The sequence below is a fragment of the Pantoea sp. X-Soil-TKNS-1279 genome, assembly GCF_059730565.1.
The window spans coordinates 191,076-217,795 of record NZ_AP035952.1; the positions used below are offsets into that span (position 1 = coordinate 191,076).

At 49.0% G+C, this 26,720-nt stretch carries 28 protein-coding genes and 1 pseudogene; 20 read left to right on the forward strand and 9 right to left on the reverse strand.

Annotated features, from left to right (window positions below; all coding sequences use genetic code 11):
• Positions 1–26: 26 nt before the first annotated feature.
• On the reverse strand, positions 27–2,486 hold the full coding sequence (locus AC6I8N_RS26755; RefSeq protein WP_497831627.1) for a hypothetical protein: 2,460 nt from the start codon (positions 2,484–2,486) through the stop codon (positions 27–29).
• Positions 2,487–3,118: 632 nt separating this feature from the next.
• Here AC6I8N_RS26755 and AC6I8N_RS26760 point away from each other — a divergent pair.
• From AC6I8N_RS26760 to AC6I8N_RS26780, 5 genes are all read left to right on the forward strand, one after another.
• On the forward strand, positions 3,119–3,286 hold the full coding sequence (locus AC6I8N_RS26760; protein ID WP_497831628.1) for a hypothetical protein: 168 nt from the start codon (positions 3,119–3,121) through the stop codon (positions 3,284–3,286).
• Positions 3,287–3,297: 11 nt separating this feature from the next.
• Positions 3,298–3,582 (forward strand): hypothetical protein, encoded by a 285-nt coding sequence (locus AC6I8N_RS26765; RefSeq protein WP_497831629.1) that lies wholly within the window; start codon positions 3,298–3,300, stop codon positions 3,580–3,582.
• 205 nt (positions 3,583–3,787) lie between these two features.
• Positions 3,788–4,570 (forward strand): hypothetical protein, encoded by a 783-nt coding sequence (locus tag AC6I8N_RS26770; RefSeq protein ID WP_497831630.1) that lies wholly within the window; start codon positions 3,788–3,790, stop codon positions 4,568–4,570.
• A 105-nt stretch (positions 4,571–4,675) separates the two neighbouring features.
• Complete coding sequence (locus AC6I8N_RS26775) at positions 4,676–5,197, forward strand: hypothetical protein (protein ID WP_497831631.1); 522 nt, start codon at positions 4,676–4,678, stop codon at positions 5,195–5,197.
• Positions 5,198–5,385: 188 nt separating this feature from the next.
• Positions 5,386–5,661, forward strand: coding sequence for an RloB domain-containing protein (locus tag AC6I8N_RS26780; RefSeq protein ID WP_497831632.1), 276 nt, complete (start codon positions 5,386–5,388; stop codon positions 5,659–5,661).
• 74 nt (positions 5,662–5,735) lie between these two features.
• On the opposite strand, the gene AC6I8N_RS26785 is transcribed toward AC6I8N_RS26780, so the two are convergent.
• The 3 genes from AC6I8N_RS26785 to AC6I8N_RS26795 form a co-directional block, all read right to left on the reverse strand.
• Entirely contained in the window at positions 5,736–7,028 is a 1,293-nt protein-coding gene (locus tag AC6I8N_RS26785; RefSeq protein ID WP_497831633.1) for an ABC transporter ATP-binding protein, read from the reverse strand.
• Positions 7,028–8,740, reverse strand: a complete 1,713-nt coding sequence (locus tag AC6I8N_RS26790) for an ABC transporter permease (protein ID WP_497831634.1) — start codon at positions 8,738–8,740, stop codon at positions 7,028–7,030. Before AC6I8N_RS26790 ends, AC6I8N_RS26785 begins: the two co-directional genes overlap by 1 nt.
• Before the next feature lie 712 nt (positions 8,741–9,452).
• A complete protein-coding gene (locus AC6I8N_RS26795) occupies positions 9,453–9,734 on the reverse strand; it encodes a hypothetical protein (protein WP_497831635.1) in 282 nt (93 codons plus the stop codon).
• 547 nt (positions 9,735–10,281) lie between these two features.
• Between AC6I8N_RS26795 and AC6I8N_RS26800 the strand changes: the two genes are divergently transcribed.
• From AC6I8N_RS26800 to AC6I8N_RS26820, 5 genes are all read left to right on the forward strand, one after another.
• Positions 10,282–10,488 carry a hypothetical protein gene (locus tag AC6I8N_RS26800; RefSeq protein WP_497831636.1) on the forward strand — a complete coding sequence of 69 codons (207 nt, stop codon included), beginning with the start codon at positions 10,282–10,284 and terminating at the stop codon, positions 10,486–10,488.
• A gap of 21 nt (positions 10,489–10,509) precedes the next feature.
• Entirely contained in the window at positions 10,510–10,905 is a 396-nt protein-coding gene (locus AC6I8N_RS26805; RefSeq protein ID WP_497831637.1) for a hypothetical protein, read from the forward strand.
• Positions 10,906–10,907: 2 nt separating this feature from the next.
• The gene (locus tag AC6I8N_RS26810; RefSeq protein WP_497831638.1) at positions 10,908–11,711 is read left to right on the forward strand and encodes a hypothetical protein; all 804 of its coding nucleotides are present in this window, start codon (positions 10,908–10,910) and stop codon (positions 11,709–11,711) included.
• A gap of 74 nt (positions 11,712–11,785) precedes the next feature.
• A complete protein-coding gene (locus AC6I8N_RS26815; RefSeq protein WP_497831639.1) occupies positions 11,786–12,421 on the forward strand; it encodes a hypothetical protein in 636 nt (211 codons plus the stop codon).
• An 8-nt stretch (positions 12,422–12,429) separates the two neighbouring features.
• Positions 12,430–12,726, forward strand: coding sequence for a hypothetical protein (locus AC6I8N_RS26820; RefSeq protein WP_497831640.1), 297 nt, complete (start codon positions 12,430–12,432; stop codon positions 12,724–12,726).
• 28 nt (positions 12,727–12,754) lie between these two features.
• Here AC6I8N_RS26820 and AC6I8N_RS26825 read toward each other — a convergent pair whose 3' ends face one another.
• The 3 genes from AC6I8N_RS26825 to AC6I8N_RS26835 all read right to left on the reverse strand — a co-directional run bounded on the left by AC6I8N_RS26825 (position 12,755) and on the right by AC6I8N_RS26835 (position 14,776).
• Complete coding sequence (locus AC6I8N_RS26825) at positions 12,755–13,402, reverse strand: GH25 family lysozyme (protein WP_497831641.1); 648 nt, start codon at positions 13,400–13,402, stop codon at positions 12,755–12,757.
• A 142-nt stretch (positions 13,403–13,544) separates the two neighbouring features.
• Positions 13,545–14,027, reverse strand: a complete 483-nt coding sequence (locus AC6I8N_RS26830; RefSeq protein WP_497831642.1) for a hypothetical protein — start codon at positions 14,025–14,027, stop codon at positions 13,545–13,547.
• Positions 13,997–14,776 (reverse strand): winged helix-turn-helix domain-containing protein, encoded by a 780-nt coding sequence (locus AC6I8N_RS26835; protein WP_497831643.1) that lies wholly within the window; start codon positions 14,774–14,776, stop codon positions 13,997–13,999. The genes AC6I8N_RS26830 and AC6I8N_RS26835 overlap by 31 nt, the downstream gene beginning before the upstream one ends.
• 607 nt (positions 14,777–15,383) lie before the next feature.
• On the opposite strand from AC6I8N_RS26835, the gene AC6I8N_RS26840 reads away from it, so the two are divergent.
• The 10 genes and pseudogenes from AC6I8N_RS26840 to AC6I8N_RS26885 all read left to right on the forward strand — a co-directional run bounded on the left by AC6I8N_RS26840 (position 15,384) and on the right by AC6I8N_RS26885 (position 23,677).
• Complete coding sequence (locus tag AC6I8N_RS26840; protein WP_497831644.1) at positions 15,384–15,923, forward strand: helix-turn-helix transcriptional regulator; 540 nt, start codon at positions 15,384–15,386, stop codon at positions 15,921–15,923.
• Between the two features lie 768 nt (positions 15,924–16,691).
• Positions 16,692–17,147 (forward strand): hypothetical protein, encoded by a 456-nt coding sequence (locus AC6I8N_RS26845; RefSeq protein WP_497831645.1) that lies wholly within the window; start codon positions 16,692–16,694, stop codon positions 17,145–17,147.
• Positions 17,148–17,360: 213 nt separating this feature from the next.
• Positions 17,361–17,941: pseudogene (locus AC6I8N_RS26850) on the forward strand (SpvB/TcaC N-terminal domain-containing protein); the annotation flags it as partial.
• A gap of 126 nt (positions 17,942–18,067) precedes the next feature.
• Complete coding sequence (locus AC6I8N_RS26855) at positions 18,068–18,664, forward strand: hypothetical protein (protein ID WP_497831646.1); 597 nt, start codon at positions 18,068–18,070, stop codon at positions 18,662–18,664.
• Between the two features lie 108 nt (positions 18,665–18,772).
• On the forward strand, positions 18,773–19,474 hold the full coding sequence (locus AC6I8N_RS26860) for a toxin TcdB middle/C-terminal domain-containing protein (RefSeq protein WP_497831647.1): 702 nt from the start codon (positions 18,773–18,775) through the stop codon (positions 19,472–19,474).
• Between the two features lie 142 nt (positions 19,475–19,616).
• Entirely contained in the window at positions 19,617–19,949 is a 333-nt protein-coding gene (locus AC6I8N_RS26865; protein WP_497831648.1) for a hypothetical protein, read from the forward strand.
• Complete coding sequence (locus AC6I8N_RS26870) at positions 19,925–20,617, forward strand: hypothetical protein (protein ID WP_497831649.1); 693 nt, start codon at positions 19,925–19,927, stop codon at positions 20,615–20,617. The genes AC6I8N_RS26865 and AC6I8N_RS26870 overlap by 25 nt, the downstream gene beginning before the upstream one ends.
• Before the next feature lie 417 nt (positions 20,618–21,034).
• Positions 21,035–22,054, forward strand: coding sequence for an ABC transporter substrate-binding protein (locus AC6I8N_RS26875; RefSeq protein ID WP_497831757.1), 1,020 nt, complete (start codon positions 21,035–21,037; stop codon positions 22,052–22,054).
• Positions 22,038–22,856: an ABC transporter ATP-binding protein gene (locus tag AC6I8N_RS26880; protein ID WP_497831650.1), complete on the forward strand. Its 819-nt coding sequence runs from the start codon at positions 22,038–22,040 to the stop codon at positions 22,854–22,856. Before AC6I8N_RS26875 ends, AC6I8N_RS26880 begins: the two co-directional genes overlap by 17 nt.
• A complete protein-coding gene (locus AC6I8N_RS26885) occupies positions 22,853–23,677 on the forward strand; it encodes an ABC transporter permease (protein ID WP_497831651.1) in 825 nt (274 codons plus the stop codon). The genes AC6I8N_RS26880 and AC6I8N_RS26885 overlap by 4 nt, the downstream gene beginning before the upstream one ends.
• Here AC6I8N_RS26885 and AC6I8N_RS26890 read toward each other — a convergent pair.
• Together AC6I8N_RS26890 and AC6I8N_RS26895 are read right to left on the reverse strand one after the other, a co-directional pair.
• Positions 23,674–25,149 carry an EAL domain-containing protein gene (locus AC6I8N_RS26890; protein WP_497831652.1) on the reverse strand — a complete coding sequence of 492 codons (1,476 nt, stop codon included), beginning with the start codon at positions 25,147–25,149 and terminating at the stop codon, positions 23,674–23,676. The two genes, AC6I8N_RS26885 and AC6I8N_RS26890, sit on opposite strands and share 4 nt — an antisense overlap.
• Positions 25,150–25,694: 545 nt before the next feature.
• Complete coding sequence (locus tag AC6I8N_RS26895; RefSeq protein ID WP_497831653.1) at positions 25,695–26,141, reverse strand: hypothetical protein; 447 nt, start codon at positions 26,139–26,141, stop codon at positions 25,695–25,697.
• Between the last annotated feature and the right edge of the window lie 579 nt (positions 26,142–26,720).

Consider the following 26,720-nt stretch of genomic DNA (forward strand, 5'->3'; position numbering starts at 1 on the left):
TTTCGGCAGCGCGATAGATTGCGCCGCTACACATCGTATGATTCCGTCCCACTAAACATGCGATCCCTTTTTTTCCTTCTGTCGCCCGCGGGAATATTCCCGGCATGAATAACTTTTGCCAGTCCCGTAGTCAGATCCGCCACCGAGTCTGGGTTATACAGCTCCATATTTATTCTTAATTTCTCATCATTCTTATAGGTTTCCCAAGCCTCATCCAAATTGCTGGCCTTCATACTGCGCATAAAACTTTCGCCGCCATCATCATAGGTCACGCCACTGCGTTCATCTCTGGAAATACTCTTATGGATATTCTCTCCACGATCGCGTGGACGGTACATCTTATCTGTCGTCGTCCTGAAAGGGCGTTTCAAATCGGGAATGCTGTGATGACCCAGTTCATGCTTAATCATATGCTCAATACCGCTCTTTCCTTCTTTAAGGGCTTCATCATAAATAACGATTTTATTATATTCTGGAATGTAGCTGCCATCATATCGCCCTCTTACACCTGGCAAATTATTTAGCGTCATAATGCTGTACTCGCTACGACGAAGCCATAAGATCCCAGACTGTAGCGCCATCAGATTATTCTTCACTTCATTAATTAATTTTGGGGTGATAGACGATTCGGAAATAGCAAAATGTTCGCTGATCACTTTTCTCACCTGTGAATTATGAGGTTTGGCAATCGCCTCCAGCGCAAACTTAATCTCTTGCTCTGCACCTTTTATTCCCCGCATCACTTTGACATATTTATCATAATTAACCGAGCGCAACTCGGTGAAACCATCAGCCTCGAAAATATAATCTATCCTCTGGAATTTGATCATATCACCTGCCTGGACCGGATAGCGCAGCCTGTCGCTTCGGCTCCTTCTTTTTAGTTCCTGTTTAATCACTGATTCTTTTAAGTGATTATCAAACCGTTTAAAACGGTTCGATGTTAAACGATGCGACTTGAAATTAACGATTTTCGTTTCCCAGGTGAAGGTGTTTTTATTATAGCTGACGGGATAGTCTAATCCATCGCCGGTTTTCACCACATAGGATTTGATGCTATCATTGTATTCAATTTTATAGACACCATAATTTCCTCTGATATATTGTTCACCTTCAATGGTTGCAATACCGGTAGTCATATCAGGTTGGGCCAATTCCAGTGTATGCGATGAGGCCGCAGAAGCCAGACGATGCTCCCACTGAATATCTGTGGTGTCCGGTTTATTTTTGCTGCTGCGCATGCCAAATACCACGCGCCATTCAGTTGAACTTCCAGCTACACGCTCGACAGGAATGGTAGCCTGCTCATCAGAGTTGATAATAAAGGCATTATCCGGTTGTCCCTTGAGAAACTCAACCGGATAAAAATCCTTTTTTATCTTGATAAAATCATGATTATCCATTGAACTGTATAATCCGTTGTCTCGTTCAATCAACATCTCTTTTTTACTGGCGCGATAGCCTCTTAATGGAATCTTCCATTCACCCCCGTCAGGAAGTTGGGTATCCCGATTGGTTTTTTTATACCAACTCACCGGCAAAGTGTGCGACTTCCCGTTGCGGTCAGTGACGGTAAGGGTGCCAGTTTTTGCACCCTTTTGTAACTTCGCCTGCGTGGTTGGAAATACCTCCTGACTGAAATAGCTTTTCAGTGCATGAACATCATTCAACAACCCGGTTAATTCTTCCGCCGTAGGCGGTGTATCGGGCTTCGTCATTAGTTCGGTTAATTTAAATGGAAAACGGGTAAAATTGACGTCGGGAATTAACGCCGCAATATCATCAATAACGCTGCCAATTTGAATCAATAATTTTCGGGTATCATGACTCACGTCCTTATAGCTTATGATGCTATAAATATCGCTGCCAATATCCATCAGAGATTGAAAAGGGTGTGCTCCCCCTTTAGTTATGCTGACAAGTGCATCATTCAAGGAGTCAATTTTTTTAATCACGAAACGCGGCAATTCGACTTTTTTTACATCATCGCGAGGAATGGGGGTTGTCATAGTGGTGGCTTGTGGCATTGAACGCAACGGGACGGATCTGACCATCCGCGACAGTGAAGACACTGACGTGTTTAATGCCAGCGCCCGATCAGCGGGAATGGCAAAGGCCGAACGATGTTCAGGTTTGGCGACCCTTTCGCCGGCATTCTGTCTTGCAATTTCATTTCTCACCGCGCTGGCGACGTTGTTCTGATGCGAACGGACGCCAGCCATCTCAATATTATTTTCTAACCTGCGTTTATCCGCACTTCCTGCCGTTGTAGCATAACTCTCGCCCATAACCACCATCGTGGTGGCAACATGAACAATCGCTTTGGCGAGTAAATGCTTCCCTGGATTTCCTGAATGTAAACCGCGTTGGCGAGCCAATGTCTTTAGAAAATCATCTTGTTTTTGTTGGCTTCCTTGTTTTTTATCAAGTTTGAAATGATGCTGACCAGAAGTGCTGGTGAGATGCCTGACGGAAATGTAGGGCATAGGGTGGATTTAACTCCTGACGCGTATAAATTTTCTCTCTGGGATGTATGCGATATTAAGCGAGACCGCGTTTTTTGTGGCGCGATTTGCGCATCACATTTAGGATACAAAAACCATTGCACAATAACGTTCAGAATGAGAATTGCAATGATCTTCACAACAAAATGATAAAATAAATTAACGAAATCTAAAATTAATCAGTTTAAAAATTCCTCGCAAATTTAAAGCGCGCCTCTCAAATCTCATATTCAAGCCAACCCGATCCGTTTTTTAAGCGCATATTTACAGCTCACTTTCTTTGCGCCAACACATTTTATTTCATGTTTTTTAATTTTAACCATACTTAAGCGAGTCGCATCACAAAATCAAATAAAAAATATCAACGCTTCAAATGGCAACAAACATTCTGAGTAGTAATACCTTTACGGTAAACTCGGTCAACGGCCTGGTGACTCGACACCGCCACCACCAGCAACACATCCAATATCAATAACCTGATAAATAATGTGAATACCGGCGCACTGGGGCTGGTCCGCCAGTCATCTGGCAGCAGCGCCCCCCATACTGGCCCGGATGGCGCGGCCGTCATAGTGATAGTCTTTTACGATTATCGCTGCCTGCCCTGCGGAAAGATGGACGCAGTCATCGCGCAAATGATGCACGATTTCCCACAGGTCCGTTTTGTCTTTCGTGACTGGCCGATGGCCGGTGCTGGCTGGTCCGTGTCAGAGACGGCCTCAGCAATCGCTGTGACGTTGTGGCAACAGCAGGGGGACGCGTATGGCAGCAGAATCATCTGACTTTGTTTAGCATGGCGCAACAGCAAGGCAAGGTCGAGGTCGAGGTCGAGGATATCGCACGGGTAGTGAAAGCAATGCACATCGCCATGCCGGAGAAGCAGACAATCACCCAGGCGCGACGCGTGTTGAGCAGCAGTGCCTTGCTGGCCAGGAGGCTACAACTGAGCAACTTGTCAACCGTCATCGTCATGCCCGTGCAGGGTGCGACAATGCATAATACCTCGGTATTTATTCGCGCGGTGTCAGCATCCGAATTACAGGCAGCGATTGTCAGAGGATTACGGCAAGGGAAATAAAGCGATATCCGGTTCGTATTTCAACGCATACCTGGTTCGCAGCATTAATAACACTTTAGAATTAAAATTCAGAGAAAATTCAGGAAATTTACCCCCCATGTGTCGTAGGGTTGATGGCGAAAAAATAAATTCTGCTGATTTGTCTGCCGAATATAAAACTGTCCCATTCCTCTCAGCCGAATCTCGCTTAACTCAGGAGTCTCTGATGCCCAATATGCTCACGACCATCCAGCCTCTCGCTGTAAATCACGCTCTCTCTTTTACACTGTTTAACCAAAGCCCTACCCCTCATCTCATGCCAACTACCGGTGTGAACAATGTTTCTATGATTATGCAATCCATCCATGCCCTGCCAAAGTCTGTTTCTCAACTTAATGACAAATCGGGTGCGGCTATTCGTGCCGGAATAGAAAATCAGCAGAACAACGAAAAGAGAGAACAGAAACGTCGCTGTAGGGAACTGTTGAAAAATAAAGAGGATTATGCGCAGCAGTCAGAGAAGAACAGGGTATCCAGTGAGGATCACGCGCAGAACATCCAGACGTTAAACAGTTCGAATGCCATTATTAAGAAAACATGTGAACATGCTTATAATGTGACGTTGGAGATTGAAAATAGCGATACGCCGCTGGCAGCGGTGATTGATACGAAAATACAGCGACAAAAAATTAAGGAAATCGACCATAAGGACAAGATGTTCCGTATAAGAAAAAAAATAGTTCAAAGTCATAATAAGATAGCCAGGAAAGTTAACACTTCAGGCGTCTCGCCATATAAGTTTACTCTGCTTAAAAAAATGGACTATGAAGCGATTCCGCGATCTGTCGAAAGTGACCAAAAAAAATGCGCACAAAACCGGATGGTATCCGAAAATATAAAAGCAACGGCGTATTACAGATTTAAAGATGCTGGTCAACCCGTGACCAGAGAATGTGAGTATCTTGCTCCGGTTGATACAGAAATCTTGAGAATATCCCGTACGGTTTAACCCGTAAAAACACGATGCGAGGTCATGCTGATCTGCGTCGTGTTTTTTTGCATGGCACTGCGTCGGGCAGTGCACCTTCTCTCATTTCCAGGGCAAGGAGTGCCAATGGAACCCTTAACCACACTATCCACCTGGTGTGCTGCACCGGTGCGCATCGTCTGCGATGCCTCATCGCAACTGACTGTTCAGATTGTTCGCCTGAAAAATAGTCTGGCTCTGCCTTACCGGGTGCTGTTCGACCCCATGATCAGAACGCTACATGCCCTTAGACTGCCTGTTTCTTTTCAGGACGCCAAAATACGCGTGCTCAATACCACGCATGCGAGTTGCGTGGCGCTGCTGCAAACGGTACTGGCGGGTACGGCGGCCCCAATGTGTTATTCCGTGGCCCGGTTAATGCTTGGTCGGGAAGGTATCGACCCACAATTTCCGCAGCATAATGCGCTACTGGTGCTGGTGGCAGAAACGCTCCTCTATATCAGTCGGGCGGCAGACAAGCGAATACAACAATGGCAACCCGCAGCCAGCGCAGCGGTTGCAACACCAACGTGGCAAAGTGATGACCACCATGACCCCGTGGAAGATGACCGTTTTATGAATTTTGATCCGCCAGCGGATATCTTCTAACCGGGCGCCCTGAAGCTCACCCCGTTTGCGGGGGACACATTGCGGCTCAGCGGCAAACAAGAAATTTGTCTGCTTCTCAGCACCTGCCCGCAAGACCTGCCACTGGCGCTGAATGCCAACAACAGTACGCAGGTTGCCCCCGGCGTGGAAGCCTTCCAGGTAGTACCCCATGAAGGTGATCTGTTGGTGTGGATCAGCAATTTGAGCTATGGCTGCTACTGCACTATGAAGATATTCAGGCTTCACTACACCGCGACGAAGTGATGCGCCGCCTGAAGCTACGTATTCATGGTTATGAGAAAGGCGCGGGTAAAGCATTTGCAACCACCAGTGAACATTTGGCCGTCGCCACCAACCGTGCAGCACGATTGGCGGAACGTTTTACCGCGGATACTGAACCCGAACCTTTTACCGCTATCTTCGAACTGGTGATACTACTGACCAAGCTCCACACAGGGAAATAATCACTGTTCGCTTTCTTATTAGGTTTTCCAGTTGGCTGATAGTTACTAATGGGTAAACCCAAATATCCTTTCCATCACCCCTCCACATCCTCCAGGCTGAACATCGCGGTTTGATCGTTATACGAGAAGATCTCGCCAAAACGCCCCCACTGGATAGCGGTATCCAGCGTCTGGCGGCCGGCATTATCGGAGAGATCTTTCTCCAGCACCTGTTCAAACCAGGCGCGGGTGACGCGGTGATCGGAACGTTCATCCAGTTCCGCTTTCATCAAGGCAATCAGAGGGATATAACGCAACGCCTGCTCGGCAAACACCATTTTACGGCGTTGCGTATCAGACTCCGCAAAGATACGTCCCTGCGGTGTAAGGAAAATGTCCCCCTCCTGCATTTCGACAAAACCGAGCGCCTGCAACGCTTCGGCTACCGGGAATAACTCATCCACCTCCAGCAGTTGGGCACGCGCAATGTCTGGCATATCCGCGCGGCCATGATAAGGCGCCTGCACCAACGTCTCGATCAAGCCTGCCATCAGGTTGGTGGAGACGCGCGGCAGGCGACTACCAAGCGTAAGCCCTTTGCGATCCATACCGTGAGCCAGCCGGGCGGTCATCTTGCCATAGACGTTATCCACCAGACGGCGGAACTGCGGATCGAGGCGGTCACGCGGGTGGTTGAACGGCACCGCCACCTCGGCAATCACTTTACCGGGGTTGGAGGAGAGGATCAGAATGCGGTCGCACATAAACACCGCTTCTTCAATGTTGTGCGTGACCAACAGCACCGATTTGATCGGCATCTGACCGCTGCGCCAAAGGGAGATAAGGTCACTGCGCAGGTTTTCTGCGGTTAATACGTCTAACGCCGAAAAAGGTTCATCCATCAATAACAGCACCGGATTGACCACCAGCGCGCGAGCAATCCCCACGCGCTGACGCATGCCCCCCGACAACTCGCGCGGATAGGCATTTTCAAAACCATCAAGACCGATCAGGTCAATCGCCGCCAGTGCGCGTCGTCTGCGTTCGGCCGCAGCAATGCCCTGCGCTTCCAACCCCGCCTCCACGTTTTGCATCACCGTCAGCCACGGAAACAAGGCAAACGTCTGAAATACCATCGCGATGCCCTGCGCAGGTTCACGCAGCGGTGCTCCCTGATACTGCACTTCCCCTCCGGTTGGGCTAATCAACCCGGCGATGATGCGCAACAGGGTGGATTTGCCCGACCCCGAGCGCCCCAGCAAGCCCACCACTTCATGTTCATGCAGCGCGAGGTTGACCTGATCAAGAATCAACACCTGCCCCTGCACCTTTGTAAACCCGTGGCTGACGTCACTCACCGATAAAAGATCAATGGGTTTCATCTTCATTATTCTCTCCCACTGCCCGCCACCCAATCATAGACAGGACGCCAGATCAGCCGATTGCTGAGCGTGACAAACAACGCCATCACCGCAATGCCGAGGATAATGCGTGGAAAGTCCCCCGCGGCTGTGGTCTGCGCAATCCAGGCTCCGATGCCATGCGCAGTCAGTTGCGTCTCGCCCCATTGCACATATTCGGCAACGATACTGGCGTTCCACGCACCACCAAACGCGGTAATCGCCCCCGTTACGTAAAACGGCAAAATGCCCGGCAGAATGACCTGCCGCCACCACTGCCAACCCCGGATATGAAAATTGCGTGCCGCTTCAAGGTAGTCATGGGGAAACGCGGTACAGCCAGCCACCACGTTGAACAGGATGTACCACTGGGTGCCAAGGACAATCAACGGCGACAGCCAGATATCCGGGTTAAGGTGGTAATGCACGATGACGATGACAAAAAAGGGAAACAGGAGATTGGCAGGGAAAGCGGCAAGAAATTGCAGCACCGGCTGGACTTTCTCGGCCAGCGCCGGACGCAGACCAATCATCACCCCCAGCGGCAGCCAGATCAGCGAGGAGAGCAGGATCATCAACACCACACGCAGCAGGGTGATCATCCCCAGCAGCAACACATGCCCCACTTCACGCAGCGTAAGGTCATCATGGATGTCATAGATGACGCGTGCCGTCACGGCAACGGTGAGGGCGAGGACCAGCAGATTCCAGATAACATCTTTGCTGGCGGTCCGTGGTGGCTGATGCCCTGTCGATGCGGGTAAGCGCCACGAGACACGCGCCGCCGTCGCAAATATCCCACCTGCGCGTTGTAGCAAACGATGCACCAGCCGGGTGCGCCGCAGCAGATTAAGCACCCACGAGGAGGGTTGTATGGCGGCGCGGGTCGTGCCCATCTGAAACTTATCAGACCAGGCCACCAGTGGACGGAATAACAGCTGATCATAGATGAATATCACGACAATCATGGTCAGCAATACCCACCCCACGGCAGTGAGATTTTTCTGATCAATGGCCAGCGCCAGATACGATCCCAACCCCGGCAAACTAACCGAGGTGCTGCCGACAATGATCACCTCGGACGCCACAATAAAGAACCAGCCACCGGACATCGATACCATCATATTCCAGATCAATCCCGGCATGGCATAGGGGACTTCGAGTTTCCAGAAACGCTGCCAGGCCGTGAGCTGGAAACCGCGTGAAACCTCAACCAGATCGCGCGGGAGCGTGCGAAGCGATTGATAAAAGCTGAAGGTCATATTCCACGCCTGGCTGGTGAAGATGGCGAAGATTGCCGCCAGTTCCATCCCCAATATGCGGCCGGGAAACAGGGCGATAAAAAAGGCCACGGTAAAAGAGACATAACCCAGCACCGGGACTGATTGCAGAATATCTAAGGCGGGGATCAGAATTTTCTCCGCCCGTCGACTCTTGGCCGCCAGGGTGCCGTAGATTAAGGTGAAGACCAGAGACGCCAGCATCGCCACCAGCATGCGCAACGAAGTGCGCATGGCATATTCAGCCAGGTTAGCCGGATCTAAGGTTATCGGCTCGCTTGTGAGTGTGCTGACGGGTTGCAGGGTTTGATGAAAATCGAGAGCGAATAAGGCAATAAGGCAAAGGATAAGCGGAAACGCAAGCACATCCCAGCGGTTGGGCCGTCGCCACCCGGAGCTTTGATTAACACGCAGAGTCATTTTTCACCCACTTTGCAGGCAAGATGCCAACCGTAACGGCGCAATTTATGCCAGAACGGAAATCCACGTCACAGAATAGTTTTAATGTAGATGACGGCAAAGCGTTGTGGTTAGGTTGGCGGAGGAATTATTTATACACAGATGGCAGGTTTGTTTTTGAGCATGTCATCGTTGGATAAAACCCGCGCGATAAATCACGCCGCTACAACGCGAAGGATGACAGGCAAAAAAAACCCTCTCCACTTCCACATAGAGAGGGTGCCTTATCGGCCAACACCAGGGAAATGCTCCCACTATGCCTAAGTATCACTACTATACCAAAGCACAGTTAAAATGACATAGTTCATTGCCGTGCGCAAACACTTTTCCCTGAGCAATATCAAAAAAATCAATCAATTATGTTAACGCCATGATTGTAATGGCTATTTTTTGCACGCTTCTCATTGCGTCAACGGGGTGTTTTCAGGGATTCAGAAAAAAGGGAAAACGCGCTTTAACTTATTAGCGAGTGTAGTAACGAGGTTTTGTTATGACGCCCTCCCATAGAACGCGATGTAACGAGCGCTGTCAGGCACGTCATGATTCGGGGCAATTTCACCACTTTTCCAGCTATCATCCCCGACGCACACGGCTTCGCTTCAGATTTATATCATCTCTTCATCACGGCAGTTTCCTTGTCAGTAGTGCTGCAACAGCCAGGGCGAGTTAGCCGTTATTTGTGGCCGTTGTTGAGCAGCATTAACGCCTTAATTGCATGCGGCCAGGCGATAGCGATTAACGCAGCATGGGTAACGGTGTGATGAATCGACGCGTGCTGGAGCAAATCCCACGCGACGATCATCATGGCGACAATAACGCCGTGGATCATATTGCCACTGAGTTTACGCAGCGAAAATGACTCCGGCGAATTCAACAGGTTTGCCATAATGCCAGACTGGAGAATAAACAGGACCAGCACCAGTTCACTGATCGGATAACCGTGTAAGAAACTCATTGTTTTTTACCTTGTTATTGTTGATAAAGATAACCCGATGGCTATACTTCGCCACCACTAAAGGACCAAAAAACTATACCTTGGTAGCATTCAGGTAGAAATCAGCAATCTCTCTCGCCGGTTGAGGAATGTCTCATCCCTTCATCACCGTCTTTTCCTTGTCAAAGAACAGGCACTCCGCCTATTACTTGTCAGTTAGCAAGGTTATTGGATGGAGTTTCTTATGCATGGAGCAGAAAGGGTATCTCCGGGCACGGCGAGCTGTGCTGACGAAGATAAAGTCACACCGAAACCCTCTTTGGGTGGGCCGTGTCGCTTCATTTGCAATAGTATCGGGACGGTGATCAGTAATCATCGCTTCCCCGCCAGTGGACCGGAAGCCTGTCGGCAAGTCGCAAGCAATCTCAGAAATTTCCTCGACGTTTAAAGCATTGAAACACCGCTTCTGACCGCGACATACATATTGGTTGAGGGGATGTTTTGGCAACAACGGCATCAGGCAACCCGCCAGCTGCTAGAGCTTTTGCGAGCTACCTCTGACAATCACATGCTGAATGCTTATTTCTACCGGCTAAATTCTCTCGCCCCGACCACCCCGCATGACGGGGTGCTGGAACAGATCAATCGCTATATCGCCCAATGTGGAAAATGGCGCAGCAGCCTGTCCGGTGAGGAGCACCAACAGGCGCAAAAATTTGAGCAGATATTGACCGCCGGTTCTGGCAGCCACAACCCTCGCTGTTGCGACCATTGATCAAGTGGGTTGCGCCTTATCTTGGTGTTTAGCATTGCCGGGAATTTGCTGGCGAATTTTATCCCGATAAAAACCTGCCGACAGGCTTTCGAGGCGGTGCGCAGCAGGCCCGACACGATCGAAGCCGCGTTAATAACCGCCGAATATGTCGCCCTTTGCGTGTATAACCTGACACCAGAAGAGGAAGCCAGCAGCCTGACGAATGAAGTCGGCTATGCCCTTGGTTCTGTTACAGAAAAAATTATCGGACCTTTTAGCGAGAAGTCCCAACGGACCCGGCATGCCACGCCAGCCCCACTGAATGCCTCACCTATTCAACAACAGCTGTTCCTCGAGGATAGCCAGATGAACAAAATGCTTTATTGCTTCCTACTCACCATCAATTCACCGATGGTATTACGCACAGTCAGGAATTAGTGGTGGATGCTGACGCATTCGCTTCTCATGCCGAGAGCGGAACGCTCGACAACTTAAAAACCGAGCGCATGGAGCAGGACATGCGGGAGAGCAGTCGCTACGGGGATGTGCTATTCAAAAATGACATCAATGAGATTGATTTCAACCGTGGTGATGTCCGAGAAACCTTTTTTAGTAATTTGAATATCTATTCCCCGTGGCAACCAATCGGACTCTGGGTTAAAAAAGACGTCGTCGACTTTGTTGTTATTGGTTTTAAGGATGCTAAAGATAAAATACATTATAAACAGTTATCACAACGGGATAGTACCCTGATCGACTGGTTTGGTGATCCTATCCGGAACAAAAGGGTCGCGCGGGGTGCTACCACCCACTACCAGGAAATAAACCAATACAACGACGCACAGCGTGCAGCTGATATGATGGCACTCCTCGATCAGGCTAGCCAAATCCCCAACCTCAATCATCGGGCGGAAAGCCGTTGCCGAAAAAATGTCGAGGAGTTGATAAAACTTACGCCATCTAGTTTTAACAAAGAGAGATTTCCCGTAGCTGCTAATTTTGTCGAAAAGTTTGCCCGCTGGGAAGTTCCGATCAGAATTAATGACGGTTTCAATCAATGTGTTGATGCGGTCGAACAGTTTAAACGAGAGCATCACCAGGACTCTGTTTTCTATACAGCAGCTACAACAATCATTAGAAATTTCGAAGAGTTAGTTGCGAAAAACAAATCCGTTCACGTTGCCAATAAAAAATTTGGCAGAATAGCGGATGATTATTTTAATAAACACATTGAAAAAACCTAATAATTAATAGCCGCCTCAATAAAACAAAGGACAAGTTGAGGAATCCAGGTATCACGGATGCCCATCAATTCATATTGAAAACCAACAACACTACCGAGCTCAAGACGAAATACCCCAATTATTACACTGAAATCAACCGCACACTCGGTGAAGTTTATGACATTGCCGATACTGTCGAGAAGTTTCTCAACAGCAACCATGCAACTACCGCAGTTAAAGAGGTCTACGAGTCATTCACTGGCAATTCATTTACTGACAAGCAGGTAAGAACGATCGTAGCTGACTATAAAAATTATATGTATGAGCTCAAATCTATCACTCCCGACCGCATCAGAATTTTTGAAGAGCGATATACCGACGATGGTAGGATCGCAAACGGCTGTTTAAATACGGAGGTTGAGCGATTGTTGTATGGTGCCAGCACGGACGGTTTTGTTCTTAATAAACTTATCTATCTGCAAAGGGTCACTCATTCTGGATCTAACAAAATTGTTATCTCGCATGAAGGCCGGCATCTTGCGAATAAAGATAACGTGATATTTACACCTACCGAATTCTATGCAGAAACAGATAATCCCGTGGTCAAATTCAGCCTGTCCGGCAGCGCGCACTTCAGCCAGGACCTGCTATCAAACCGATATCAACTGGTTAATTATCTTATGCACAACACAGCTATAGTGTTGCCGCAGATGATAAGCGTAAGGCACTGATTAAATTAGTGACGGAGGTATTTAAAAACAATGCGCTCGTTGAATATTTGATCGCACATAATGCAGATTTCTCTGCCGGTGTGCTGGATCAACTTCAGGCAAAAGCTTACCAATATCTTGAGTTAAAAAAGGGAGACAGGGATGATGCAGATATGGCGAGTGAACAATTAAAATCACTGATCTTGCAGGCAGGTAAGATTAACGCAACAGACATCAATTTTGCCATGTCAACTTCACAACCTATAGGGCATGCCGGAGTTAGATGGTCCGGCACTTCCGGGTGCGCACCCATGCGCACCCATTAACATCGCAGATCAATTCGAGGAAGCTTTATCACCAGGAAGGACAGTCGCGATAGACGTAATTCAACGCAACAGGGGCGCTGATCCCGTCAATTCTACAGGTTTGCCGATATTGCCGGATAGTCCACATCTTATTATTAAGTTGCCAGGGAAGCGGCAGCGTAAAACGGGTGTCCCCCTGGTTTACCAGCCAAAGTGGATAATCGTGGAAATCAAACTGTTGCCAGCCATATAACCCTTCCCAAACATCTGGCGAACAGTAAATATAGGGTTTTTTGCCATGCAGGCCGTTCAGACATACCCATTCGAGTAAGGTATGAAAAGCTTCCAGTACGGCCTTTGTTGGGTAACCTCTTGCTCCTGTGAGATTAAATTTCAGTGCCAGCTTATCCAGACTGGGATTGAACTTTATGGCCTTTAACGCAGACACGATATTTTTTAACTGTGTGCGAATATCGCCCGCCGCATAGGTGAAGTCATGCCATGCGCCCAGTTCAAAACCTGCATTTCTGGCATCCGACCAGTGCCGCATAAATAGGGTGTCGTAGCACTGAACTCCTTCACTGATCTTAAAAAAGGCATGAGTAATACCTGCCGATTTGATGGCTTGCCATGAAATCACTTCATCGCCATTGCAATACGGAATCTCTATGCCTTTATCATAGAAATCATTCATCATAAAAAAAACTCCCACTTTGAGCTGTGACAACCCGGAGAAAAAATAACGAAAAATGATCAAAAAAAAGAAAAAGGCAACAGCCGCAATCTATTAAAATTACCGTCGTAAATTGTCAGCTAAAGAGATTGCATAACAATCTCAATCACTTGTTTTCGCACATCATAATCCAGTTGTCATTTATCAACATTAACCAGCTGTTGCGATCGATGGGTTTAAATAGCAACGTCAGATCTTTGCCCTTCTCACCCAAAATGACATAATTTGGCGGCAGTTTGTCATCATTAAAGATCTTTAAATCACTGATCTTTGCCTGAATAACCCCTTTTTTTGCCGTCAGGGTTTGTAACTGCAGTGCCCGGTCAAACACAATGCCTGCATTGTCTTTATCACTTTTCACGCCAAATAATGTGAGCTTTTTAGCTTGAGGCCACCAGGTTATTACGCCATTAAACTGATAAGAACTTTGATATTGATCAATTAAATTGGCTCCCTGAATAATACTGGAACAGGGTTGCTCGGGACGTTGTGCATTTTCAAAATGGTGCCAAATCGTCCACGACAACAAAGCTCCGCCCAATACGCAAACCGCACCCATCAATACGAGGAATAGAGTTCGTATCGACATTTATTCTCCTTAGATAATTCGCCTTCACACTCCGCAACCCAAAATTTAGGGCCGTTGGAGGCAATGTAAACATTGGTCACTGTTTTTGGTAATTTTGCCTTTCGCTCTTCCAACACTTCACGGCTGATGCCGCGCATTGAACTCAAGTGAAACGCCACATCTCCAACACGCGTTTCATACGGAAAGGCCTGCTGGTGTTGATGAGTTAACTTATATATACATGTTAGCAGTGCTGGTAATGCAAAAATTACCAATCCGAATAATACTAGTTTTTTTTCAGGGAGAAATCGGCCTGAATTCAGCTTTTTCGGGGTAACAACAGGCGGCGCTAACACCGGTAATGCGACAGGTTCAATTACATCGGAAATAATCTCCGTATCGGTTGCTATAGCGTCAACGTTTGCCGCTTCTTGTGCGTTCGCCTCAGGCTCAGGGCATTTTACCAGGTTAAGGGTAATACCATGTCGAGGGATAGTCTTAATGACGGAATAAGGAAGACCAGCAATCTGAAACTTACGTCGCAGCATTTTTATCAGTTGGTGATAGCTGGATTCACCGACTATCGTTCCCCGGCTGTGCCATATTTCTTCAATGATGGTTTCCTTCTTCCCTTTACCGCTGATAATCAGTTCAAGCAAACGACGTTCATTGGGAGTTAAGTGAATATCCTCCTGCCCCGGTGATGAGAGGCATGAACGTTCTTGAATAAACGTGATTTCTGGCGAGAGCGAGATTTCATTCTGGTTCACAGATGGTTCCTAAATGTAAAAATTCCGATTAATATAGATAACTCACTGAATTAATTAGGTATCATGCAGGTAAACGCTAAAGCGCACTCGTCTCAGACCGAGAGACATCTTATTTAGAAGGGAAAAATAACAAATTCAGCCACGGAATTACAGCTCCCTCCCTGCCACGAGCATGATTTTTACTGAAATCATGTCAATCCAGCCAACAATATCGGATTTTAGTATGAATTAAAAATAATAAAAACATGATTTTTCATTAGCAAGATAAGAAATACTCCCTCTCAGATAAGAACATTCTCAGTTTTTTTTGCGAAATATCGAGTTTTCATCAACATGAATCGGCATCAACCCTGATTAAACAAGGTGAATTTCATCAAAAACAGCGTCTGGATGAACCTATAATACCTGGAGAAGTAATTGCATACACGTCATTTAGCCGCATCGCTCGATATTGACGCCTGAGCGCAGGCGTTGCCATAATGGCTTTGTTGTTGAAATTGGCTATAAAAATTAAGCAAGGCTGAGATATCGCTTATTCACCTGTCCGACGACGAGTGAAAATAAATCTCTTTCAAATAAATTTGCGCATCCTGCATTGAGATTAACCATGAACATTTATCTGGTTTCTGACGATTACTATTTTTCTCACGGTATGAAAGCTCATTTTCTTGCTGACAATCAGAAATTTTTTATACAAAAATGGAAGAACTACACGCCAGAATTCACTCAAATGCACCTGAGACATGGCGATATCCTGTTACTCGACTCCAGTAACCATTGCTTTGTGGAGAAGAGCATCATCCATCCGATCATCTCCTGTAAAGTGAATGTGATGATTCTTTATAACGCCCGTAAACATTTGTCATCTATCTTCACAGCTTACGCGAAGGCGCCTAAAGACATTTCCTTTAACCAGTTGACAACGTTGCTTGAAACCATGCGTAAGGCCCCCCGTAATCTGCGCTACTGTCCGGGTCATTTGACAGCAACGGAATGCATCATCATCCGTCGTCTTTACGAGCAGGCGTCGCATGCACAAATTTCCAAAGAACTGGCGATTTCCATCAAAACCGTCAGCACACATAAAATGAACGCACTGAAGAAATTAGGTGTTCGATCTTTCAATCAACTCTACTTTTCCCTTTGAGGAAACAGTCACATCTCTTTTATCGCGCATCATCTATTTTGTCTCATTAATAATTCATCCAATATTATTCTCGCCGTGTGATTCACCACGGCAATTTTTTTATTTGAAAGTCCACCTCTTTTTTTCTCTCTCCAATGCATTTTTTCCATTCTCTCAGCATATTCTGTTGTTCTGATCTGCCGAAATGTCTACCATGACTTTGCTTGGTTCTTCGATTAACACCTTCTTGTAAGTAGGACGAGCAAATGACGTCACCCCGCAAAGGCTATATCTTCTATATAGAGTCAACTAATACCCGGTCATTCATCCGCGCCAAACTGCTTGAGGCGAATTGTGACCTTATATATGAACAAACGTTTCCCCACGATTCGCAGACGCTACGCACCTGCCTGCAGGAGCTTAATCCTGGCGAAACGTTGGTATTATGGCGCGTGGATAAAACCATTCCGAAATATCATAATAAAGTGACCTGGTTAACGGATATTCTCGCACGAGACATTCGTATAATTAGCCTTGCGGATATGCTTACACTGTAATTTGCGCCAGAGCATCCATCTTCCCGTTTCTTTCTTTTCCTGAAAAATAGAAGACTTCAGCCATCCTTTCATGCAGGAAGTCGTCATCGTAGCCTTAGTCATGAACAGACAGAAAAGATTTTCCATGCTATCCGAAGCCATAGCTGCTTCATTTCACACCAGACCCGTAAATATGCGATATCACGCACCACGCTTTACGCTGCACTGCAACGTTACAAGGAGAATAAACAACATGAAAAATAATCAGCAGCAAATTATTGGCTATAGCCGGGGTACGCAGGACGAACGAAAAGAACAAAACGAGCGATTAAAGCATGCCCTTTGCTCCTCAATAATTGAAGACCCGGACCAAGGTAATGATCTGTGCCCGGCATTACAGCCGTTCTCAGCGTTGGATGTGACTTTAATCATCACCAACCTGAACGTATTGCATGGCTCACAATCTTTCCAGCTCAGCTGGTTGCGCAAATGGCTGCTTAAAGGAAACCAGATTATTACCCTCGATGGCGTCTTCAATAGTATTCAGTGGCCTGAAGCAACGTCACTTATCGCCGCACTGACCGGACATAACCCACGAGCGAAACATGCGCCGGCAGGTCGCCCGCGTGGCTTGTCAGATAAAGCATTGCAATTGAAAGAACAGGCGAAAGGAATGTACGCGCAAAAAAAACTCAACTCCAGCCAGTAACCCGGCGTTTGGGCATCGCCCGCAGCACCTACTATCGCTATCTCAACCTTAAACCTGCCACTTTGCCACCGGAAAATCAGGCATAAACGCCACATTTTCCGTAGCTGTTTTCCTGCTATTAACCGGATCATCCTGCCCCTGGCCTGTTGCCGCCACGTAGGTTATCAACGGAGGCGCTAACCCTGCATAAAGGTTCAGCTAAGGATTATCACTATGAATACAAAGCAACCCAATACGGATGTCACATTACCCGCCATCAGCTTGCCTAAAGGTGGTGGCGCTATTACCGGCATTCGTCAGAGCATTGAAACCACTGGTGTTACCGGTCAAAACAGCCTGACTATTCCTGGCCGCGGACATGATCCTGCCCTGACCATCACTTACGCCAATCAGCAAGGACAAAGTCCTTTTGGACTCGGTTGGGATCTGATGACGCCGTCTATCTCCTTACACACCCACTTCGGCGTACCAAAGTATCAAGGCGACGATCAACTGATTGCCCCCAACGGAGATGTCCTGGTTGCCTGCCGTGACAGCGCGGGTGAACCGCAGATCGAGCAAATCAGCCAGTTGGCTGGCGAAATGCTGCCCTCACCCTGGACAGTTGAAACCTTTATGCCGCGGATCTTTGATTCACCCACGTTATATCAACGCTGGACACCCACAACCGGTGAACTCTCACCTTTTTGGTTAGTGCGCTCGCCCGACGGCATGCTGGCAGTATATGGTTTTAGTGTTGAGGCACGGGTAGCCGACGCACAACAGCCGCAGCACATTGCGCGCTGGCTGCTGGAAGAGACCGTCACGCCGAATGGTGAAAACATCTATTATCACTATCGAACCGAAGATGATGCGAACCTCACAGTTGCTATCACTACGGATTTGAAGTTCGTACCTTACGTCTGTGCCATCAGGTGATTATGTATCACCGCTTCGCACTACTCGGCCCCCTGCCGCAGCCGGTTGCACGACTGCGGCTGCACTATGAAGCAACGCCGACTCTCACGTTGCTCAAGCAAGTCGATATGTTGGGCCATCGGATCGCGGGCGAAACCGAGAGTTTACCCGCCATCACCTACCATTATTCCCGCTTTAATCCCAATGCCACGGAGCTGGCCTGGCAATCGCTGTTACGTCTGACGGCACTGTGCGAAGGTAATCATTATCAATGGGTTGACCTGTGGGGCGAAGGTTTACCAGGGATCCTCTATCAGTCAACCGACGGCTGGCGTTACCGCGCTCCAGTCCGTGATGCAACAACCCAGGCAGACAGCGTAGATTATGGGCCGGAACAAGCGCTACCGTTGCAGCCGGTTGGTTTGCACCAGCGTGCGCGTCCATTACTGACCGATATGACCGGCGATGGTTTTCCTGACTGGGTGGTACCGTTGCCAGATATGGCAGGTTTTTTCACCGCGAATGCCGCGGGAGAATGGTCAACGTTTATTCCATGGAAAGCCTTTCCTGTCGAGTTCGTCCATCCGGATGTCCAGTTAGCGGCACCGGGGGGTATCTGAACGATATCAGCCTGATTGGCCCACGCAGCGTGCGCCTGTATAGCAACCAACTCGACACCTTTAGCGCGCCACAGGACGTTGCGCACGATAGAAGCCTGCCACTGTTTAATGCCTCACGTCAGGAGCTGGTGGCCTTCAGCACTGTGCTCTTTACCTTTCCCGGTGCATGTGCTGAAGAAAGTGCAAACGCATGACCTGATGAGCCAAAATACCCTGACCCAAACCTTTGAATATCGCGAGGGATGGTACGACGGTTACGAACGGGAATTTAACGGCTTTCCGCAGGTGGCACAATATGATGCTGAAAGCGCTGGCCCTCTGACCCGTCAGGAAGGTTTCTCCGCACCCTTGATCAGTCGTAGCTGGTATCACACCGGCGATCCCGATGTGCCCAACCGCCAGCGGTTCTGGCAGGATGCCGCGGTCACGCCAATGGGAAAGACCCATGAACTGGAGCGCAGGGATGAAGGGGATGTGCCGTTAGTCTTACCGGATAAAAATACTCGCCGTTCACTAAACCGTGCCTTAAAAGGGATGTTGCTGCGCCAGGAAATCTTCGCTCAGGATGAACCGGTTCCCTACTCAATAAGTGGAAATCGTTACCTGCTGCGCGTATGGCAAACCGCCGAAGCGCAGGATTATGCGCAAATCCAGTCGCTCAGTCTGGAAAATCGTCAATGGAGTTATGACGGAATTGCTGATGGTCCGCAGGCAACCCATGAAGTATTACTGACATGGGATCGCTGGGGCCAACCACTGCAACAAGTCAAAGTGGATTACCCGCGTCGTCAGCCGCTCTGCCCCCTATGACGCCGATACGCCACAGGCACGTTGGTGGCAGGAAAGTTTTGATGATCAACAAAACTATTGGCAGCTCCAGGCCTCGCAGCATAGTTGGCTGGCGCGCCTTGATGTAGGCCACTGGTGACTGGGTTTACCCTCACAAAATCAGATGGCTGCACTCAGCATACCCGTCACTGAACACGAAGCGCGCCAGGGTGTCAGTTACGAATTCCTCAGCCGCTCCGACAACTGGTTACAGGACGCACGCTTACCCCCCACGCTTATGAGCTGGCAGCAGCTTCACTGGCAAACAGATGCGCAGTCTCGACCACTGGCTGCCGGTTTGTTGCTCAGCAGCGACCAGGGAGAGCTGGATGATGAGGCATTGAACGCCTGGCAAGGCTGGCTGGAGGGCGAGGCGCTGGAAGACATGCTGCTCGCTGCGCATTATATGCCGGGAACCGAGGCGGCAACGCGTTGGCTGATTATGATTATCGGCTGATGGCACCTGTCAGGCTGATTGATGCGCAAGGTACACAGCATGAGGCAGCATTCGATGCATTAGGACGGGTACGCGCCACCAGCCTGTATGGTGTGGAAGAGGGAAAACCGGTTGGTTTTGCAGCGCTAACCCAGCATCCCTTGCCAGCCAATGATTTTGTTGCCGCCTTGCAGGATCCTGTCGCTGCCCTTGGCGATCGGGAATCCGTATTCTTCTATGCCCCTGACAATCTGATGTTAAATGGTGAACCCATCTACAGTGCCGCCATCAGTGCGGATCGCTATCCCGACGATGCGGATCGTCAGATGCGTATTACCCTCATCTTCTCCGATGGTTTTGGCCGTGTGCTGCAAAATAAACAGCGGGATGAACCCGGGGAGGCCTTCACGCGTAATGAGTTGAATCGGGTGCGTCAGGATGAGGAAGCGATCGCCCATACCGACGATCGCTGGCGCGTCAGCGAACGTGTTGAATATAACAATAAGGGCCAGCCGGTACGTCAGTTTCAGCCCTATTTTATCGCCGGTTGGCGCTATGCCAGCGACAGCAGTATGCGTGAGAAAAGCTGGTACAGCTGCTTGTGGTACGATGCAGTGGGCCGCCCAATCGATACCCTGGATGGTCGCTGGTTCTGGTCACGCATCACCCGGCCCCCTGGTATCAGGTGACGGAGGATGCCAATGACACGCAAGGTATCACACGCCCGGACTGGCTGGTTGGTTGTCCTAATGGCCGGCCACTGGGGGAATAAACGCCGAAATAAACCGGATAAAAAACTCAACATGTCACACGGGCAGCCTATACACTGCCCGCTCGCTTCTGAGAGAAACATAAAAACGCGGTTGCGCAACCTGATTTTTCACGCGAAGGCGGGAAATCACCCAGTTAACCCCCCTACCTCTGACACATTGATTAAACTGACATTTTCCTTATCTTACGAGCAGTTATCTTCTGATTCAGATTTTCTTCTACCCTGATTTATGGGCTGCTATAGCTGGTGGTTTGTCTGCGCTAGAGATAAGAATGGACGTTTATTGCGAGTCATTCCAGACTCGATTAACGCGGCAGGAAACCCGATGACAATGATGATGAGATGGCTTTGCGGCACCTTGTTGCTTCCCGGTTTTTGCGCCCTGGCGCAAACCAACGCACTGGAACAAACGCAGATTACCCTTGCCGTTGGCGGGAAGAGCGTGCTTTATCATCTACCACTCACCATTGCTGAGCAGCGGGGATACTTCAGGCAGGCTGGGTTGAATGTGCGCATCGTCGATTTTTCCGGTGGTACGAAAGCGTTACAGGCATTGATTGGTGGTAGCGCAGATGTGGTCAGCGGCGCGTATGAACACACCATTAAAATGCAAAGCAAACAGCAATTTATCACCGCCTTTGTCCTCACCAGCCAGACGCCACAGATTGTCATCGCCGCGTCACGCAAAAATTTGCCGTTCTGGCAACAGGCGTCAGATCTCAAGGGGAAAAAAATCGGCATCAGCGCACCCGGTTCGTCGACCCATATGGTGGCAAGCTACTGGCTGGCAAAACAGGGTATTCATCCCGACGAGGTGGTGTGGATTGCGGTCGGCACGGGTTCAGGTGCGGTCGAAGCCCTGCGTTCGGGTAAAATTGATGCCATCGCCCACACCGAGCCGGTGATTTCTCAGTTGGAAAAAAGTCAGGATATCAACATCCTTGCCGATACGCGCACCCCGGCAGGGACACAGATGTTATTTGGTGACACGCTGCCCGCAGGCGCGTTATACGCGAAGGAATCGTTCCTGAAAAACAACCCCACCACTGTGCGCGCCCTGACGCAGGCGATGTTGCAAGCATTGCGTTGGCTGGACGAGGCTACACCGGAGCAGGTGGCTGCGACGGTACCGAAAAATTATCTGGCCGGTGATCCGGCGCTTTATCAGCAGGCCTTTCGTCATATCCAACCCGGTTACTCACGCGATGGCGCCTTTGCTCCACAATCGCCTGTCACTGCCTTGCGCGCCCTGAGTGCGTTCGATACCAGCATTCATCCTGAGAGCATCGATCTTAGCCGAACCTGGACAAATGACTATGTCATGGAGGCCCGGAAAGATGGCGAGCAACAATAACCCCGTTTTGCAATTGCATGGGGTGTCTTATTCTTGCCAGACCCGTGTCAGAGGGGTGGAAACGCGAGTGTTGGCTAATGTCAGCCTGAGCGTACGGGCCGGGGAATTTGTCGCCATTGTCGGCCCAACAGGCTGCGGGAAATCAACACTGTTGAATCTCTGTGCCGGGTTGTTAGCCCCGTCGTACGGGCATATCACGCTGTTCGAGGGAACGTTAAGCGGCCTGGACCCACGCATCGGCTATATGTTCCAGGATGAGGTATTAATGCCTTGGCTGACTGTACTTGAGAACGTGGTACTCGGTCTGAATTACCGTGGCATCGTCGGTTCCGTGGCAAACCAACGGGGTTGTGATTGGCTGGCACGTACCGGCTTAAGCCAGGTGGCTAATGTCTATCCTGCTCAACTTTCTGGCGGCATGCGTAAACGCGTCGCGCTGGCACAAACCCTGATCTGCGATCCGCAGATCATCCTGATGGATGAGCCCTTTTCCGCGCTCGATATCCAGACACGGCAATTGATGGAACAGGAGTTACTGACGCTGTGGGAAAAAAGTGGCAGCGCCGTGTTGTTTGTGACACATGACCTGGATGAGGCCATCACCCTGGCTGACCGGGTGATTGTGCTATCAACCGCACCTGAATCGCACCCGATCCGAGAGTTCCCCGTCCGACTGGAACGTCCGCGTCAAATGGCACACATCCGCACCTTACCTGCCTATAACCGACTTTATCAACAGATTTGGGAAGTGTTGGGTAGCGAGGTTCTGAACAGTTATAAGCAACGAACTGGCACACAATGAACAAGCAAACCGCTAACGCAAATGTGATTTTTATAGGAAAAGTGGCGGTATCCGTCGTAGCTGTCCTGTTATGGGAACTGATTTCACGGGATCCTCAGTTGGCCTTTTTCTTTGGCAGTCCACGCCAGGTGATACAGGTGTTGTGGCAATGGTTCAGTGAAGGTGAAGGAACTCTTGTTGTCTCACTGGCCTACGGCACCGATATGACGCTGCATTTTCCGGCACAGATTTATCCGCACCTGATTATTACCTTAACGGAAACCCTGCTGGCCTTCGTCTTTGGCACAATGCTTGGCCTCATCGTAGGGCTGTTGTTGGGCATCAGCCCACTGATAACCGCCATTATGTCGCCCTATATCAAGGCGTTGAATGCCTTACCCCGGATTATCCTCGCCCCCATTTTTGCCATGTGGTTCGGCCTGGGGATCTGGTCGAAAGTCGCCTTTGCGATTAGCCTGGTATTTTTTGTCGTGTTCTTTAATGTCACTCAAGGGATACGTCATGTGAACCCCGCGCTACTGGCTAACGCACGCATATTAGGTGCCGACCGTCGTCAACTGCTGTGGTCAGTTTATTTCCCATCAGCGCTGTGCTGGGTATTCTCCGGTTTGCGCATTGCGGTCGGGCTGGCTTTCGTTGGTGCAGTGGTGGGTGAATATCTTGGATCGTCGCAGGGGCTGGGCTATCTGATATTGCAGGCTGAAGGCAATTTCGACATCAACACCATCATAGCCGGCACCTTGCTGCTGACCACCTTTGCCTTATTGCTTGATTACGGCGTTAACCTGATTGAGCGTCAGATGCTGAAGTATCGCGCTTAATCATTCCAGACATTGTTCGCCACAAGATACTCCCTGAAGGTGTTAATCGGCAGCGGTTTCGAAAACAGATATCCCTGCAACGACAAATCGCCCTGTTGTTGCAGGAAACTGGCCTGTTGCTCGGTTTCGACACCTTCCGCAATCACCCTCGCATTAATTCTTTTTGCGAGGTCAAGGATGTTGCCAATAATGTCCTGACAAACCGGATTGCTGCCAATACCGGAAACGAACAACTTATCGATTTTTATCAGGTCAATATTTACATGATGAAGAATCTCCAGCGTTGAATAGCCGGTGCCAAAATCATCAAGGGCAAACAGCACACCCTCCTGTTGTAGCAGGTGAATATTGTCATTCACTTGCTGATTAGCCACCACGATTTCCCGTTCGGTGATCTCCAACGCCAGTTTTAGATTTGGGTTCAGCACGGTTAACAGAGGGGTCAAATCGGCACATAAGTTTGGGGACTGCAAATGCTGAGCGCTGATATTGAGACTGATATAGAAGGGAGTCGCGGGATGAAAATCTTGCAGGAATTGTTCCGTCACCTGGGTAATAAGCGCTTTGGTGAGTGGGATGATCAGCCCGGATTGCTCAGCCAGCGGGATAAACTGATCCGGTGGAATGATGCCTTCTTTGCTGATCCAGCGTACCAACACTTCACAACCCACCACTTGCCTGTCGCCGGCCCACACAATCGGTTGGAGCCAGGCCTGAATTTCCCCCTGACGGATGGCGGAGGCCAGTTGTTGTTCCGGGCTGCGCCTCATTGCTGACCAGCGATAACAGGCATAAGCTGCTATTGCCGCTATGAATATCAGCAGCAACATCAGCAGGCGATTGTTCTTTACGCTGGTGGCCAGCACCGCTTGCGGGTCAATATTGCTCCACAACTGATAATGGAAACGTGAGGAGTTCAATTGCAGGTTATGCGGGCCAGGATATTGCCTGGGATTGATCGCCCCGCTCTCACCCATCCAACCGCTTTGCGTGATTAATACCACCGGCAATAATGTCGAGGCAGATTCCAGAATGTTTTTCAGGTAATAGCCATCGGTACTGGTATAGAGGCCAAACTTGCCCTGCTGTCGCTGGGTGATAACAAAGGGATGGCCAGGCAATGCTTTTATCGCTGATGTGAGGTAGAGGGGTGCGTCTTCCCGCCGCTCCTGCCCGTTGTGAACATCCCCCACCAATGAGGAACAATACACCACCCCGTCTGACGCCAGTTCGATATTGCCAAGGTTAGGTGTGATGGCAAGTTGGTTACGTAACTGCTGTATCGTTTCCGATGTGCAGGGTGCCCCTATCAAACCGGAGAGCGCATTTGTCGCCGAGGTGACATTGTTGAAGATGGCGTTTAGTTGCCGATCCGCCAGCGCCATACTGGTGCTTTGCTGGGTCCTGAGCCATTCGCTGGTCTGCACATAAATAAAAAAAACCGAAACCGCGAGAAAAAGTAAAAAACTCATTAACGCCAGTGCGATCCTCGCAACCTGTCCTCGCAGATTTCGGTTCATCGTTGCCTTCATGGTTTAACGGGTTATCACGCAGCAAGCATAGCGTAAGCGATGAAGTTTATCCGGTCATACATGATCACGTTTTTGATGCCTTAATAGCGATTGTGATTGCGAATATTCTCTACCACAGTCGGGAAATGCACCGCGATGCCCCACCCACCCCTCGTCATGTTTCTTCATGTGTTGCTCAAGATTGTTTTTATTAGCAAACGCTTTTCCCATTGGGCATTTATCACAGATATGCCCCTCGGGTTTGTGCTGCGCGACTCTGTGGTCGAGCCGTTTCTGCGGTGTCTCGAAGCGTTGCTCGCACTTGGGTTCCGTGCAGAGATAAGGGGTCGTATCTGAGTGCTTCCTCTTCACATGTTTATACATTACCGGGATTGTATTGAAACGGGCGGTACACCCCGCGACATTACAGGGCACATCGCGTAGATTCTCATGTGCCTTCAGATGGTTCCTTAGTCTGAAGGGATGCTGAAAAAGCTTGCCACAATTCATCCAGTGGCAGGACCAGAGTTTTTGTCGTGCACCCGACTTCCCGCTTCTGTCAGGTGCTGGTCATAAAGCTCACCATGAGTGAACTGCGTATTACAGCCTTCGTGAAAACAGTGGTGAATTTTCATAGCCGAGGGGTTTTCGAGCGTGGCCTGTTGAATTAAATCTGCCACATCCCCTGTGAAATTGGTTTGCAAAAATACCCTACTCATTGCCTCCCGGTGTTTTGCCGCATCTTCATCACTGATTTTCATTTGTACGGATTCCATTGCGGTTATAAACACCGCTGCGCCCTCAGTTCGCACTCTCCCATCAATGTCACTGAAGGTGACCGGATTATTGGCCACCATCATCACAATGAAGTTCTGGCAGGTTCTGCCATTCTGTCGTATCAGGCGCTTCGCCAGCCCAGGCAAATAACATGTTTGCTGGTGCAGACGCGACACTGAACTGTTCTGCGTAGCAGACTTGCCCAGTCGCACTCCTGACAGGTCATAGCGATAGTTTTCTGCGTTAGGGGTACAATGATTTTTTCCTGAAGTAATATCGAAATGCTGACCATTGCGTCAAACATGTCCAATAAATAGAAAAATCACTTCTGATATTCCTGTCAAAACGCAACAACCTTCAGGTCAATGCTGGTAATTTTGACGCCTTGATTGGTCGTAGGAATTTTCACATGGATTCGGCTGTGCATGCATATCAGTCCAACATGATGCAATTCTGTACCCCATGACGTCTCGCGATGATCCCGGATCTGGTAAGTCCTGCACCTCGTCATAGATTATGTTGAGCTTCAATCTACTCATTACAGCTTATATCCCTTGTGATGTCCCAATGCCGTACGAGTAGTAACTTTCACAGGCGGGGAGTTACCAAAACCCTTTCATAGCCTTCTCCGCATAACGAAATATTATAATTTACTGTTATTTATGAATATTTAATTAGTGACGCCGTCACAACGTGTTTCTGATTCTGATTTCGTTTTCATTCTGACACTTCCCTCAGGGCGTTATAACGCCCTT